The following is a 16119-nucleotide window of genomic DNA, read 5'->3' as shown; positions in this document are numbered from 1 at the left end:
AATACAAAAATAACGCCGTTCCCAAGCAAGAAACGCCCAACCATTCCAAGCTAGTACCCGACAAATCGGATGACCGCAGAAAAGATGGCTCACCGTTCAGGAGAAGGAAAAACAATGAACAATATATGTCGCGCAACCATAGTTGGATCCCTTATATCGGTTTCTTTGCTCGCCCACGGCACGGCGTTAGCGCAGGCGAAGCCGGCGAATGCCGAGCCGGAAGGCCAGGGTGGCGGAGTCAATGTCATTGTCGTCACGGCGCAAAAACGAGCCCAGAATCTCCAGGATGTACCCGTGTCCGTATCCGCATTTGATACGCAGATGATCGCTGATGCCGGGTTTACCAACAGCCTCTCGATCGGGGATCAGGTTCCCAATCTTGAAATAAAGACATTTGGCGGTGTGCCGAATATATTCATCCGCGGCGTGGGCAATAATGATTTCAACAGTTCATCAATCGGTCCGATCAGCGTGTACCGCGATGATATTGTGGTTGCATCGACCGGGAGCCAGATATTCTCGCTGTTTGATTTGGAGCGCATAGAAGTCGTTCGTGGACCGCAGGGCACCTTGTTTGGCAAAAATGCCACGGGCGGTGCGATCCAGTTTTTCTCCAAATTGCCCGATGACGAGTTCGAAGGAAACGCCCGCTTCGGCTATGGCCGTTTCAGTCTGTTTGAAGGCGAGGTGGCAGCATCCCTGCCGATTGCCGATGGATTTTCGGTCCGCGTAGCGGGCATGATCCGCAAGCGAGACGGAGAGAAATTCAACAGGTTTGACGGCAGCGACGCGATTGACGTCGATGAGGCGGCGGCGCGTGCCATTTTCCGCTTGCGACCGGGCCCCGATACCGATCTTCGATTGACCGTCGGCGGTGGTCGGGACCGCAGCGACTATCTGGAAAACAAACCGGTGGGAACGATTAACGGCGCTGATTTGTTCGGCTATACCGATCCTTTCCCCGATGACGAGCGGTTGCTCAATTTCAACGGGGAATCACGAAATTTCTCCGACAATGTCTTTGTGAATTTTGTCGCCCAGCATGATTTTGGCGATTGGTCGGTCCGGTCATTGACCGGTTATGACAAGAGTGACGTTGATAATGCGGTCGATGTCGACGGTGGCCCGTTCCGGATCGACGAGATCACATTTTTGACCAATGCCGAGCAATTCACGCAGGAGCTTCAGCTTTCATACGATGATGGTACATTAAACGCGATTGCCGGCCTCTATTATTTCTATGAGGATTTTAACGCGCGCAGCAATGCCGACCTGATTGGCGAACTGACCTTTGCACAAGGTGCGTTACCTTTGATCACCCAGGCCACCCGCAAAAATAAGGCCTATGCCGCATTCGGCCAGGCGACCTATGCCGTGGCTCCGGAGCTTCGCCTTACCGTTGGTGCACGTTACACGATCGACAAGGTTCGGGCGACTCATCAGGCGGATCTGATACCCGGGTTTTTCGATACCGATATTCCCAATGGCGCTCCGGTTCCGCTGGTGCCATTCGCCAACCTGCAGGATTCCTACAAGTCCTTCTCTTGGCGGCTCGCAGCAGACTATGATGTCACCGATGACGTGCTCGCCTATTTCAGCGTCGACAAGGGTTTCAAGGCTGGCGGCTTCAATATCGGGATTATCACGAGCCTGGCGGAACGAACCCAAGTGGACCCGGAAACGCTGATTTCCTACGAAATCGGCCTCAAGTCGACCCTGTTTGATCGAAAGTTGAGGCTGAACGTCGCGGCTTTCTATTATGACTATAGCGATCTTCAGGTGTTGTCGGTCAACACTCAGGCGGGCAGTGCGGTGCCGACGTTGGGCCTCGACAATGCCGCGGATGCGACGATCAAAGGCATTGAAGTGGAAGCGTTTGCGACGCCGACCGACTGGCTTGATCTCGGCCTGAATTTTGGTGTTCTGGATGCGAAGTTCAAAAATTATCTGTCTGGCGCGATTGATCCGGTTTCAGGTCTCCCCCGGGACTTCTCCGGCAACAGCTTGCCGGGAGCACCCAAATTTACACTTTCGGCCAATGCACAGGTGACCGTGCCGGTCGGGCGCTTCGAAACGCGCTGGCGGGCTGAGTATAATTATACCGGCAAGAAATTCTACAATAATGCCGAGGATCCACTGATCAGTTCTGGTGAGGGCTATGGCCTGCTCAATCTTCGTGCCTCCCTTTCCGATCCCGATAATGGCTGGGAAGTGGCTGCCTGGGCGAAGAATATCACCAACAAAGCCTATATTGTCGATGCGACCGATACCCGCGGATTCGGTTTTGTGCCCCGCTATTATGGCGAACGCGCGACTTATGGCGCCGAACTCCGGCTCACATTTTGAACATAGACCGAAGACAGGATTCAAAGATGAATATAGTGCCGGAACTGCTCACCACACCCAAGGACATTGACTGGTTCAATTTGGTCGAGGGCATTGATTTCAAACTTTTCTTCGCCAGCAAGGAGACGGGGCGATGGACAGTGTTGTTACGCTGTCAGCCAGGCAGCTCTTTTCCGCGTCACCGCCATCTTGGCGCGGGAGAATATTATGTTGTCAAAGGCAAGATGGAATATCGGATGGGTGCAGCACTTGAAGGAACCTATGGCTATGAACCGCTCGATGTGATCCACGATCACACGGCCTTTCCGGAATATACGGAACTATATTTTACCAACCATGGCCCGGTCGTTTTTCTTGATGAACAGGATAATGTGACATCAATATTGGATCATTCGCTTTTAACCGAGATCGTGAACGGGTAAGCTGCCGCAGATGCGTGATTATGAAAAGTCGGTAACGGAGAGCATTGTCGATCCAGATCGTTTCTGGCTCGAGGCGTCGACGGAGATCGACTGGGTTGCGGCGCCTGAAATTGGATGGGATGAGGACAGCAACAGCTGGTTTCCCGATGGCCAGCTGAACAGCTGTTACAATGCCGTCGACCGCCATGTTGACAGTGGCAGAGCCGATCAGCAGGCGATCATCTATGAAAGCCCGGTCACCGGGCAACGGCAGATTTTCACCTACCGGGAATTGCAGACGCAGGTCGCAAAAACCGCCGGGATGATTGCGGCTCAAGGCGTGCAGAAAGGTGATCGCGTGATCATCTATATGCCGATGATTCCGCAAACCGTGTTCGCCATGCTGGCCTGTGCCCGGATCGGTGCCGTTCACTCTGTGGTCTTTGGCGGTTTTGCACCGCCTGAACTGGCCAAACGGATCGATGATGCAGAGCCCAAATTATTGCTGACCGCATCCTGCGGGATTGAGGGAAAAAAGATCATCCCTTACCAGCCGCTGGTCATCGAAAGCCTGTCGCTGGCCGAGCACCATGTTCCGGCTGTGCTGTTGTTCCAGCGGGAAACGCTCCCTGCGGATATTGCGGATGGTTGGGCTCAGGACTGGTCGGAACAATTGATCAAAGCGGTTCCTGCAGATTGCATCCCGCTGATGTCCGCAGACGCGCTCTATATCTTGTACACTTCGGGCACGACCGGAACGCCGAAAGGCGTGGTGCGCGACAATGGCGGACATGCCGTGGCGCTCAACTGGAGCATGAGACATATTTACGGTCTGAAGCCCGGCGAATGTTTCTGGGCCGCATCCGATGTCGGCTGGGTGGTGGGCCACAGCTATATTGTCTATGCTCCGCTTTTTGCGGGTGTCACCGTGGTTCTTTACGAAGGCAAACCAGTCGGCACTCCCGATGCCGGAGAATTCTGGCGGATCATCGAACGCCACCAGGTTTCGGTGTTTTTCACTGCTCCGACCGCCATTCGTGCCATTCGCAAAGAAGATGAAAATGGCGAACTTTACCCGACAAGTGATTTGCCATCGCTGCGAGCGATATTCCTCGCTGGCGAACGCGCGGATCCGGACACTGTAAAATGGCTGGAGAATCGCGTGGGTCGTCCGGTCATTGATCATTGGTGGCAGACGGAGCTTGGCTGGCCAGCCATGGCCACCAGTCTGGGTCTCGGTGATGAGCGGAGAAAAGCCGGAAGCGCGGGATTTCCGGTGCCGGGCTACAGGGTGCATGTTCTGGATGATAATGCCGAGGCGGTCACCTCCGGGAAAGTGGGAAACATCGCGATCAAATGTCCCTTGCCGCCGGGCTGCTATCAGAGCCTCTGGGGCAATCCGGAGGGCTATCAGAAAGCCTTCGTGTCCTATCCTGGATATTATGAAACCGGCGATGCGGGTTTTTGCGACGCGGACGGTTTCATGCATGTGATGGGCCGAACGGACGACATCATCAATGTTGCCGGGCACAGATTGTCGACCGGTCAGATGGAAGGCGCCCTGGCAGGGGTCGAAGGCGTTTCCGAATGCGCGGTGATCGGAGCGGATGATCCATTGAAGGGCATGATTCCTGTTGCTTTTGTTGTTGCTTGCGGACGGCCGAGTGAAAAGGATTTGACAGAATCCTGTATTGCTCATGTCCGGTCGGAAATAGGGGCTGTTGCATCCTTGCGCACGATCCACATCGTCGCGGCCCTACCAAAGACACGCTCCGGCAAAATCCTGCGTTCGTCGTTGCGTGCGATTGCTAACGGACATGGAGTAAAAATGCCCAATACGATTGAGAATCCTGAATCGATCGAGGTTATTCTTTCCAAATTGGAAAACGCAAACCGCTAATGGGTTGGTTCGTCGAAACCCAAGCATCGGCGGCCGGTTTTGCGCTGGCGGACCATAAGGCATCGTGCACAGTTGGGTGAGAAACACCCAACGATTGCCATCCTCCTTCAAAATCAAACGCGTGAGGCTGTCCTTTAAATTCTGTCTACGGAAAAACGGGTATTAATAACGGGTATTAATTATGCCATATCGAAGCAGGTGCAGAGACGCTCGGAAACAGGAAAGTGGGTGGTGCCGCTTAGAGGATTCGAACCTCTGGCCCCCGCATTACGAATGCGATGCTCTACCAACTGAGCTAAAGCGGCATCGATGAAACGGATTGGCATCGGCTCATTCCGTTCGCACTGATCGCGGGCCATTACCAGCAGAGCTCTGCCGTGACAAGTCCGCGTGATTGATATTTCGAGCGTCCGCCATCGGTATATTTATATCATCTCTGTAATCCGTTGCGATAATCATTATCCGGAAATTTACCGTATATTTACCACGAGCGGTGCACGAACATATGGAATGAGTGCAATTGCAATGGGGCAGCATGGAAAACCTACGGAATCACGGTGACCTTGGCGATCAGGATATGGCTTCTGTCCCGGACTATATCATCTATGAAGACGATGACGGTGCGGTAGAACCGCCACCGGTCATTGGGCAGGATGAACGTCGCATGCAGGTGCGGGCCTATAACTTCTGGGCTGGGTTGTTAAGCGAGCGTTACTTTCCCAGGGTTGAAGATTTATCGGCTGAATCCAATGAAGATTTTGGTCCGAATAGCGTTTTGCTCGACTTCTCCAAGGGTATCGACAATCCCGCAATTCAGTTTCTCGGCCGGACGCTGCGCGAGGAATGCGCGATTGACGATTCGATCACCGCGGTTGCTGATATCCCTGCGCGCTCACTGCTTTCGCGGATCACCGATCACTATCTGCAGATCATTGCCAACCAGGCACCGATCGGATTTGAGGCCGAATTTGTTAACCAGCACGGAGCAACGATCCTGTATCGTGGAATCCTGCTCCCGTTTTCCACCGATGATGAAACGATCGATTTCATTTACGGTGTCATCAACTGGAAAGAAGTTGTTGCCGATACGATGCGGCAGGACATTGAAGAGGAAGTTTCTCAAGCGATGCTGTCGGCTCCGGCAAAATTCGTGGCAGGACCGGTTTGGGAAGATGGACCGAATTCGTCCAGTCTTGATGAACTGGATCTCGCTCCGGAGCTGGCAGCCGCCTCCGTTGAAGAGGACGCAGGGCGCTGGTCCGATCAACTGGCGGATGATGCAAGCCTGGCCGACTGGCTGTCGGCCGCCCGCAGCAGTGCCGACAATGCGGCGCACTGCGATCAGCGCAGTCGCAAAGCGCTTTATGCGGCGATCGGGCACGCCTATGATTTTTATTTGAAGACCGAGCAATATCCTGACGATTATCTGACGTTGCTCGAAGATTCTGGCCTGGCGGTTCAGGATCGGGCACCAATGACGCCGATTGTGAAGCTGGTATTTGGTACGCAATATGACAAGACAAGGCTGACCGAATATGCGACCGCGCTCAAATATGCCAAACGTCTTTCTATTGATAAAGGTGCTTTTGGTGATTTCCTCAGTCAGCATGACGGAGGCTTGAAAGCGGTTGTACATGCAGAACGCGGCGCAATACGACCGTCTGGCCTGTTTTCCAAAGCCCGGACGGCCAGCGCAGAACTGTTGGCCAAACTGCGCTCTGCGCCGTCTCGGCAATTGCGGGATATAGATGCGGGCGATTCCGAGTTTGTCGTGCTGGTCGCGCGCAAGGATCCGACCGGCGCGCTGACTATCGTCGGACCGGTTTGCGGCAATGAAAAGCTGACCAGTCAGGCGCTCCAGCACACCCAAATCTGATTATATTTGCTGTTCGCTCGTGCACAGAAGAGCGCTAGCCTTCACTAGTTGCATATGTAATCAAAATACCACTATCCAGAATATTCGCCAAACTGCGCCTGTAAAGCATTGGTTAGCCCCTTGAGCACGTGCCGGAATAGGCGCATAGCATCTGCGATGCCGACGGGCTTCTGACTCGTCTTGATCCACTTGGGGGGGAAATGGCTGCCAATCGCGACCGAAAAACCACGCGAACCAAATCAAAGCCCGATGGCCTAGAAAAGGCCCTGGTAGGAGCCTTTCTCGAAAGCGCGTTGCCTGGCGAAAATATAGGTTTTGATAAAAAAGCCTGTGAAGAGGCTGCGCGCTTCACCTTGCAATGCGCTCATGAACGTCGCGGTAGCGAAGCCAATCTGTTGCTGGAAAGCGTTAGCGGGTCCCAGAAACACAGGCATTTGCGCCTCGCGATCGTCAACGACGATATGCCATTTTTGGTCGATTCAATTTGCGCCACGATCGCCGGTTTCGGTTTGACTGTAGAGCGGCTGATTCATCCCGTGGTCGCGGTTCGGAGGAATGACAAGGGTCAGCTTGTCGAGATTATCGAACGGCCGACCAGCGGTGAGAAAAACGAATCGATTATCTATATCGAACTCGAGCGAACCGATGCCCGCATTCGCCGGGATTTGGTCAGGGCGTTGCGTTCAAACCTCAGGGACGTCGCTGCAGCGGTAACGGATTGGCTGAAATTGCAGATCGTGCTCGGTGAAAATGCAGATGGACTGCCAGAAGGAGAGGGCGCCACTTTGCTGCGCTGGTTTCTTGACCGCAACCTTACATTGCTCGGCCACGAAATGGTTGATGCGGAAGGCGCACGGTCACAGCAGCTCGGGCTGGCGCGGATGCGCGAGCAGCCGGTACTTTCTGACGAGAGTCGGCGGCGTGCATTTGCCTGGTTTGAAAATGGCGGCAAAGCACCGCTTATCATCAAGTCCAATCAACTTTCCACTGTCCACCGCCATGTCCTGATGGATCTGATCATCATTCCGGTGAGGGATCAGAACCGGATTGTTTCGCTATCAATCATCTCGGGTATGTGGACCAGTGCAGCGCTCGCGGCGCCACCGGAAAATATTCCGCTATTGCGCACGCAGCTCACGCGGCTGTTTGACAAGTTTGAATTTTCCCAATCGGGGCATGCCGGCAAAAGTCTTACCCACATCTTGACGGCGCTGCCGCATGACCTGCTCATTACCTTTGCGCAGGATGATCTGGAAAAACTGGCTCTGATCGCAATGTCGCTGATCGATCGTCCGCGACCGAAATTGCACAGCGTGATATCTCCTCTTGCGCGCCATCTGTTTGTCTTCGTTTGGCTCCCCCGCGAACAGCTCTCCACCGCGCGCAGACAGAATGTCGAAAAAATGCTGATTGAGGCTACCGGGGCAACAATATTAAGCTGGTCCAATACGCTCGAAGAGGGCGGCGTCTCCTCTCTCCGCTATACGCTCGATATGGGGGCCGACGGCAAGGTTCCCGATCCTGATTTGCTCGATCAGGAACTGGAAAATATGGTTCGGGGCTGGAAACCGGAAGTAGAACGCAATCTCAGGGAAGCCGGACAGGAAAATCGTGCGGCGATTCTGGCGCAGCGCTATGCCAATTGTTTCCCCGGAACCTATCAATCGACTTATGGGCCTATGGAAGCGGCAAAGGATATCATGCGGCTTTTCCGGCTCGAGCGCGGCGGGCAGCGGTCGACCCGGCTCTATCGGCTTGCCAGCGACGCGGAGCATCTGCTGCGACTGAAAATTTACCATCTCGGCTGTGCGCTGCCGTTGTCGGATGCGGTACCGACGCTGGAGCATTTCGGGTTCACCGTGCTCGAATCCGTGCCGACGCCGCTCGAAGGCGGACGGCTGGGTTATATTCACGATTTTCTGCTCGAGCTGCGGTCCGCGGAACGATGTGAAAGCCTGATTGCCCGGGCGGATGAAATCGAGGCTGCTATTACCAGCGTATTGGATGGGGAGGCTGAAAATGATGCCTTTAACCAGCTCATCATTACCGCTGGCATTGATGCCCGCTCGACGATTTGGATGCGGGCATGGTTCCGTTATTTGCGCCAGACTGGTCTGAGCTATGGCCTGATTACCGTTGTCGAGGCCTTGACCAAGGCACCCGATGTCACCGCGGCGCTGATCCAGCTCTTCGGGGCCCTCCACGACCCGAATTTCGAAGGCGATCGGGCTGCGGCCGCCGCCCTTGCGGTGCGCGATGTTGACGGCGCCTTGGTTTCTGTCAACGCGATTGACGATGATCGCATCCTGCGTCTGTTCCGGGCGGTGATTGAATCCATTTTGCGGACCAACGCTTTCGCTTATGGAGCCGGGGAGGCACTTGCCTTCAAGATCGAAAGTGCCAAAATTCCGGAACTTCCCGATCCGGTGCCCTGGCGAGAAATATTTGTCTATAGTCCGCGCGTCGAAGGCATCCATCTGCGGGCGGGACCGGTGGCCCGCGGAGGATTGCGCTGGTCGGACCGGAGAGATGATTTTCGCACCGAGATACTGGGCTTGATGAAAGCCCAACGGGTAAAAAATGCCGTGATTGTTCCGACGGGCGCGAAAGGCGGATTTTTTGCCAAGCAGCTGCCCGCTGGTGACGACCGCGATGCCTTTCTGGCGGAGGGCATCGAGGCCTATAAAATCTTCATCACCGCGCTGCTGTCGGTTACCGACAACATCGTCGAGGGGAAGGTCGTTCCCCCGGCACAGGTCGAACGCCTCGACGATGATGATCCCTATTTTGTGGTGGCCGCGGACAAGGGGACCGCAAGCTTTTCCGATATTGCCAACCAGATCGCAATCGAACGCGGTTTCTGGCTGGGCGATGCCTTTGCCAGCGGCGGCAGCAACGGATATGACCACAAGGCGATGGGTATCACCGCGCGCGGTGCCTGGGTATCCGTCCAGCGCCATTTTGCGGAAACCGGAATTGACGTTCAGACGGCACCGGTTACCGTGATCGGTGTTGGCGACATGTCGGGTGATGTGTTCGGCAATGGTATGCTTCTTTCCAAGAGCCTGAAAATCGTGGCGGCTTTTGATCACCGCCATATTTTTATCGACCCTCAGCCCGATCCGGCAAAAAGCTGGACCGAACGCAAAAGACTGTTCGATTTGCCGCGCTCAAGCTGGGATGACTATGACAAGACTCTGATATCCAAGGGCGGCGGGGTATTTTCCCGCGGTTCGAAGACCATTAAAATCTCGAAGCAGATCGGCAGCCTGCTGGGGCTGCCCCATGATGCCGAAACCACCCCAACCAAATTGATGAACGCCATATTGGCATGCAATGCGGATCTCCTGTGGTTTGGCGGGATTGGAACTTATGTTAAGGCTGCGTCCGAAAACCATATCGAGGTTGGTGATCCGGCAAATGACAAGATTCGCATCAATGCCGAGCATTTGCGCGTCAAGGTCATTGGCGAGGGGGCTAATTTAGGCATTACGCAGGCGGCAAGAATTGCCTTTGCCGCCCAGGGCGGACGGATCAATACCGACTTTATCGACAATAGCGCCGGGGTTGATTGCTCCGACAACGAAGTCAACATCAAGATTGCACTCAATACGGAACTGGCAAGTGGCACGCTTAAACCCGATAGTCGCAATGCCTTGCTTGAATCGATGACCGAAGATGTTGGCGCGTTGGTGCTTGAAGACAACCGGCTTCAGGCACTGGGTCTCTCGATTGCCGAAATGGGTGGACCCAAAACCCTGCCATCCTATGTTCGGTTGATTGACCAGTTTGAAGAACGAGGACAGTTGAACCGCAGCGTTGAAGGACTGGCCAGTAATGAGGACCTGATCCGCCGGGGGCAGGAAAAAAGAGGCCTATATCGTCCGGAACTGGCCGTGCTGATCTCGACCGCCAAGCTGGCACTCCAGCAAGCTATTGAAAATAGCGATCTGGGAGATGATCCCGGGCTCAATAGCGAGCTGCTTCATGCATTTCCTGCCGCGATGCAGAAGGATCACCAAGCAGCCATCCTCAATCACCAACTGCGCCGCGAGATTATTGCGACAAAACTGGCAAACCGGATGGTCAACCGGATGGGGCTGATCGACCCGTTTGAACTGGCTGAAGAAGAGGGGTGCGCGCTGGGAGAAGTTGCCCGTGCCTTCGTCATGGCAGAACGCCTGTTCCATGTTGACAAGATTTGGCGCGCGCTGGAAGAGGCAGAAATAGCGGAAGATATCCGGTTAACTCTGTTTGATCGTCTCGCATATATCCTCCGCTCGCACATGGCCGATCTGATGCGGATCGGGGTGTCCGATGACCGGATTGAAGACACAGTCCATATGCTGTCACCGGGCGTAACCGCGCTCAATGAGAATGTTGAAAAGCTGATTACCGCAGAGGGGCGCCTGCAGGGGGCCCGGCAGACGAAATTGCTCGTCGATGCAGGCGCGACGCCGGAAATTGCTGACAAGATCGCCAATATGTATAAAAATGACGGCGCGACCGGTATTGCCTTTCTTGCGCATCGCCGCGAGATTGACGCGCTTGATGTCGCGGTTGCCTTCACCCAACTCGGTAGTCAGCTGGGTCTTGACTGGGCGCAGATGACCGCGACACGGATCAATCCGTCCGATCCCTGGGACCGCTTGCTGGTGGCAGGACTGGCGCGCGATTTTCAGCAGATGCGGCTTGATTTCCTTCGCCGGACCCGCGGCAAGGATATGCAGCAATTTGTTGAAACCTGGGCCGAACGCAATATTGACCGCGTGGCTCAGTTCAGAAAGATCATGGATCGGGCGCAACAAACGCCAAAGCCGTCAATTGCCATGCTGGCTCAAATTGCCGGACAGGCGCGGTTGCTGCTCTCGCGCTAGATCCAGTAGCCCAGCAAATGGAGGGACAGGCCGACCAGCCCGCCAACCAGGGTGCCGTTTACGCGGATGAATTGTAAGTCGCGGCCAACGGCATTCTCGACGCGATCGGTGATCGTCTGGGTATCCCAACCGCGGATCGTTTCCGATACAAGCTTGACGATATTGTCACCGTAACTGGCGACGACACCGATGACCGCTCGTCGGCCAAATCGGTTGATCTGGAGATTGAGTTGTTTGTCCTGTTGCAGGCTGTTGCCCAGCTGGATCAGCGCGTCACCAAATTGCCCGGCCAGCGCGGCATCGGGATCGCGGGCAGCGCGGAGCAGCGCTTCCCGGCCTTGCTCCCAGATTCCATCGAGCCACGATGCGATGGCTGGATTCTCGATCATTTCGAGTTTCCATTCATTCACCTTTTGACGGAGCTCCGGGTCCTGCTGCAGTTCGGCGGCGAGTTGCTGGAGGCTCTCTTCGGTTTTGGTACGGACCGGATGATGCGGGTCGGCAGCCATATCGGCGAGCAGTTTGTAAAGGCCATCAAGTACTTCATTGGCGACGCGGTCATCCAGTCCAGTCCAGCGCATCACTGCATTGGCGCGGTCGGTCACGATATTGCGGATGACCGGTTCATTGGTGTCCAGCGTCCGATAAGCCCAGCGAATGGTAGAATCGATCAGCGGACCATGCCGATTTTCAGCCATGACTGCTTCGAGAATCTGGCCCAGTGGCGTAGCGATGTCGAGGCCTACAGCCTGCGTCTTCACCGCACCCTTGAACATGGTGCCGAGGCGATCTTGGTCGAGTGAGGCAATCGCGTCACCCAATAATCGCGACGCTCCGTATTTTAGTCGTCCTTCCCCGCCGCTTGGTGATTTCAGAAAGCGGCCGATACCACTGGCAAGATCGACATGTCTCATCCGTTGGGCAACCAGACGCGAAATCAGGAAGTTATCCTTGAGAAAATTGGCCAGCGTGTCGCCAATCCGGTCCTTGTTGCGCGGTATGATTGCTGTATGCGGTATCGGAAGGCCCATAGGATGGCGAAACAGGGCTGTTACGGCAAACCAGTCTGCGAGACCGCCCACCATTGCAGCCTCGGCAAAGGCGCGAACGAAACCGAGCACTGGATGTGCGGATTCATAGCTTTTCGAGGTCACATAGATGATTGCCATGACCACGAGCATACCGGTCGCGATGATCTTCATATCCCGGCCGGCATTATTGGTTTTGGTGGCGAATCCTGGTCCGCCTCCGCTGCCTGTTTGTGACGATATCGGCTTCACTCGGCGGGCTGGACCTCTGCATCGGGCAGATCGTGACGGTCATCGCCGGGTTGGTATGTTAACATCTTGTTGCGCAGCCATGGCCCGGCCCGGCGTTCAAATCCATCCGCCAGACTGAATCCGGCTGGAACAATGACCAGTGTCAGCAAGGTTGATACAACCAGGCCCCCGATCACGACGATTCCCATGGGTGCGCGCCAGGCCCCATCGCCAGACAAGGACAGGGCGGTCGGAACCATACCCGCAGTCATAGCGACCGTTGTCATAATAATTGGCTGGGCACGCTTGTGGCCGGCATCCATGATAGCCTCGAACTTCGGGATGCCCTTTTGCATTTCCTCGATGGCAAAATCGATCAGCAGAATGGAATTTTTACTGACAATGCCGAGCAGCATGAGCACACCAATAAGCACTGGCATGGAAAGTGACGTGCCGGTGGCCCAGACCAGCAACATGCCGCCCAGTGGGGCAAGTGCAAGAGATCCCATGTTGACCAACGGTGACATCAAGCGCTTGTAGAGCAAAACCAGCGTCGCAAATACAAGCAGAACGCCGGCAATCAGCGCGATTACAAAATTGATTGCCAATTCCTGCTGCCATTCGTCTTCGCCGAATGCTTCATTGGACACGCCTGTAGGGAGGTTTTTCATGATCGGTAGATCAAAGATTTTTTCCATCGCCTCGCCCTTGATGACATCCGGCGCCAGATCCGCACCGACAAATGTGCGGCGGTTCTGGTTATAACGCTGGATCGATGTCGGTCCGGACCCAAAACTCACCGAAGCCACGCGGCTGAGTGGCACCGTGCCGCCGTTTGCAATCGGGATTGGCAGGTTCTCGATAGTCGTCAGGTCTGTGCGCGATTCAAGCGGCAACATGACACGGATCGGAATTTGCCGATCCGACAGAGAAAATTTCGCTGCATTCTGATCGATTTCACCCAATGTTGCGATACGGATCGTCTGGCTTAGCGACGCGGTAGTGACGCCCAGCTGAGATGCCAGGTCCATATAAGGAGTAATGATGATTTCAGGTCGGCTGAGATCCGATGCGATACGAGGCGCACGTATCAGATTAATGCCTTTCATCTGCTCAACCAGCTGGGCAGCCGCTGCATCAAGCAAATTCGGGTCAGACCCCGTCAGCATGATGGAAATGTCGCGTCCGGTTCCGCCGCCGCCACTTTGTGACTGGAAGGAAATGCGTGCATCGGGAATTTTCTGGAGTTCCGGTAAAAGGCTGCGCTCAAATTCGATCGATGTTTTGTCGCGATCTTCCTTGAGGCTGACAAACACGGTCGCATTTGTTTCCCGGACCCGCGTAAGCACCCGTTCGACTTCAGGCTGGGCATACATAAGGTCTGACACCTGGTCAGCGATTCTTTCCGTCTGCTTCAGTGTCGTTCCGGGCACTACCTCGATCTGAATGCGGCTATTGTCCTCATTGATCGTCGGTTGAAATTCAGCAGGCGTGATAGCGAATAATATCACCGTCAACCCAAAGGCGACAAGACCGGTACCCATCATCCATATACGGTGATCATGGGCGCGCGCGCGGAAACGTCCCGCACGAAAAGCGTACCAGTCGGCAAAACGACCGCCGAACAAGTTCACCACATATTTAATTCCCAGCGCCATCAGAGCTGCACCGGCGAGCCCAGCGGTGATACCGACAGCGAGACTCACTATCGCCCGCAAAAAGTCACTGGGCACCAAGCTTGTAAGCAATCCATAGATCATGGAGCCGACCAGTTGGGCGATCCCTACAAATGCTATTACGATTAGAGCGAACAGAATAAAGCCGATGAGATATTGCCACCAGGCAGCTTTTGCGGGGACAAGCGTCTTGCGGATGCGATCAGCCTCCGAACGATCCAAAACCCACTGCAGCAACTGCATATACCGGTCCATCCAGACCCCTCCGCCGTGTTCCGCCTGGCCTTTGGCCTTGAGGAAATATGCCGCAATCATCGGCGTTATCATACGCGCAACAGCAAGACTCATCAGCACCGAAACAACCACGGTAATACCGAAATTCTTGAAAAACTGGCCGGATATGCCGGGCATCAGTCCGACTGGCAGAAAGACGGCGACGATACAGAATGAGGTGGCGACAACCGCGAGACCAATTTCATCGGCCGCATCAATCGACGCCTGATAGGCGGTTTTCCCCATGCGCATATGGCGCACGATATTCTCAATCTCCACAATGGCATCGTCGACCAGCACACCGGCCACCAGACCCAGAGCCAGCAGGGAAAGGAAATTGAGATTGAAGCCCAGGAGATCCATGAACCAGAAGGTCGGTATTGCTGACAATGGTATGGCGATCGCGGAGATGACCGTCGCTCGCCAGTCGCGCAGGAATATGAAAACGACAACCACGGCCAGGATTGCGCCTTCAATCATGGCCAGCATCGAGCTTTTATATTGTGATTTGGTGTAACTGACGCTGTTGAGCAGCGGAATGAACTCAATCCCGGGAACTTCCTCTTTGATCTTGTCCATGATCACCATTGCATCATCGTAGACCGTCACATCAGAAGCTCCGCGTGCACGCGACATCGAGAAATTGACAACCTCAACGCCTTTGACCTTGCTAATGGAAGTGCGCTCGCCGAAGGAGTCGTTCACTTCTGCAACATCACTCAACTTGACCGTCTGACCATTTTGCAACGATATTTGTGTCTGGGACAGGTCATAAGCGTCGTCTGCATTGCCCAGTACGCGGACCGATTGCCGTGTACCCCCCACTTCTGCCCGTCCGCCGGCCGCATTGATGTTGACCTGGCGCAGCGCCGCGTTGATCTGATTGGCCGTCACGCCAAGCGCCTGCATTCGTTCGGGCCGGAGAATCACCCTGATCTCCCTGTCAACTCCACCAAATCGGTCAACTTCGGCCATGCCGTTGACGGTCAGTAGCCGCTTGGCCACCGTGTCATCGACAAACCAGCTAAGTTGCTCGACCGTCATGTCATCAGCTTTGACAGCAAAAAAAGCGATCGGACCACCCACGGCATCGACTTTGGCGACTTGCGGTTCCAAGATACCATCCGGCAAAGATCCCCGAATCTGGTCAACCGCATTTTTTACTTCATTGACGCTGTTGTTCACATCCGCGCCAATTTCAAATTCGACAAATGTTCTGCTGCTGCCTTCGCTTGCGGTCGAACTAATGTTCTTCACGCCACTGATTGAACGAACCGCCGCCTCGACCCTCTGGGTGATCTGGTTCTCAATTTCCGTCGGTGCAGCGCCCGGCTGTGCGATTTGCACGGTGACAGCCGGAAACTCGACTTCGGGATTGTTTACAACATCCATGCGGTTGAAACTCAGCAGGCCAGCAAAAAGCAGACCGGCGAACAGTACCAACGGCGCCACCGGATTGCGCGTGCTCCATGCGGAAATATTGCGAAGATTCATTGATCAGTCCTCAGGTT

Annotated in this window: 7 protein-coding genes and 1 tRNA gene; 5 read left to right on the top strand and 3 right to left on the bottom strand. The window is 54.8% G+C overall.

The annotated features are described in order from the left end of the window. Positions 1–114 precede the first annotated feature (114 nt). From ACN0WX_RS01850 to ACN0WX_RS01840, 3 genes are read left to right on the top strand one after another with little or no spacing between them, the layout of a single operon-like run. Positions 115–2346 carry a TonB-dependent receptor gene (locus ACN0WX_RS01850; RefSeq protein WP_417620568.1) on the top strand — a complete coding sequence of 744 codons (2232 nt, stop codon included), beginning with the start codon at positions 115–117 and terminating at the stop codon, positions 2344–2346. 26 nt (positions 2347–2372) lie between these two features. Then, the gene (locus tag ACN0WX_RS01845) at positions 2373–2768 is read left to right on the top strand and encodes a 2,4'-dihydroxyacetophenone dioxygenase family protein (protein WP_417620567.1); all 396 of its coding nucleotides are present in this window, start codon (positions 2373–2375) and stop codon (positions 2766–2768) included. A 10-nt stretch (positions 2769–2778) separates the two neighbouring features. Next, positions 2779–4647 carry an AMP-binding protein gene (locus ACN0WX_RS01840; protein ID WP_417620566.1) on the top strand — a complete coding sequence of 623 codons (1869 nt, stop codon included), beginning with the start codon at positions 2779–2781 and terminating at the stop codon, positions 4645–4647. Between the two features lie 229 nt (positions 4648–4876). Here the strand turns inward: ACN0WX_RS01840 and ACN0WX_RS01835 are convergent. Continuing rightward, positions 4877–4952: transfer RNA gene (locus tag ACN0WX_RS01835), tRNA-Thr, on the bottom strand. 230 nt (positions 4953–5182) lie between these two features. On the opposite strand from ACN0WX_RS01835, the gene ACN0WX_RS01830 reads away from it, so the two are divergent. Further along, complete coding sequence (locus ACN0WX_RS01830) at positions 5183–6523, top strand: hypothetical protein (RefSeq protein ID WP_417620565.1); 1341 nt, start codon at positions 5183–5185, stop codon at positions 6521–6523. 200 nt (positions 6524–6723) lie between these two features. Beyond that, complete coding sequence (locus tag ACN0WX_RS01825; RefSeq protein WP_417620564.1) at positions 6724–11400, top strand: NAD-glutamate dehydrogenase; 4677 nt, start codon at positions 6724–6726, stop codon at positions 11398–11400. On the opposite strand, the gene ACN0WX_RS01820 is transcribed toward ACN0WX_RS01825, so the two are convergent. Together ACN0WX_RS01820 and ACN0WX_RS01815 are read right to left on the bottom strand one after the other, a co-directional pair. Beyond that, positions 11397–12602 carry a DUF445 domain-containing protein gene (locus ACN0WX_RS01820; protein ID WP_417620563.1) on the bottom strand — a complete coding sequence of 402 codons (1206 nt, stop codon included), beginning with the start codon at positions 12600–12602 and terminating at the stop codon, positions 11397–11399. The two genes, ACN0WX_RS01825 and ACN0WX_RS01820, sit on opposite strands and share 4 nt — an antisense overlap. Positions 12603–12676: 74 nt before the next feature. Next, on the bottom strand, positions 12677–16102 hold the full coding sequence (locus ACN0WX_RS01815) for an efflux RND transporter permease subunit (RefSeq protein ID WP_417620562.1): 3426 nt from the start codon (positions 16100–16102) through the stop codon (positions 12677–12679). Positions 16103–16119: the final 17 nt, after the last annotated feature.

The sequence above is a fragment of the Parasphingorhabdus sp. genome (assembly GCF_048269915.1).
Taxonomy (GTDB): domain Bacteria; phylum Pseudomonadota; class Alphaproteobacteria; order Sphingomonadales; family Sphingomonadaceae; genus Parasphingorhabdus.
This window is presented reverse-complemented; position numbering and strand designations above follow the sequence as displayed.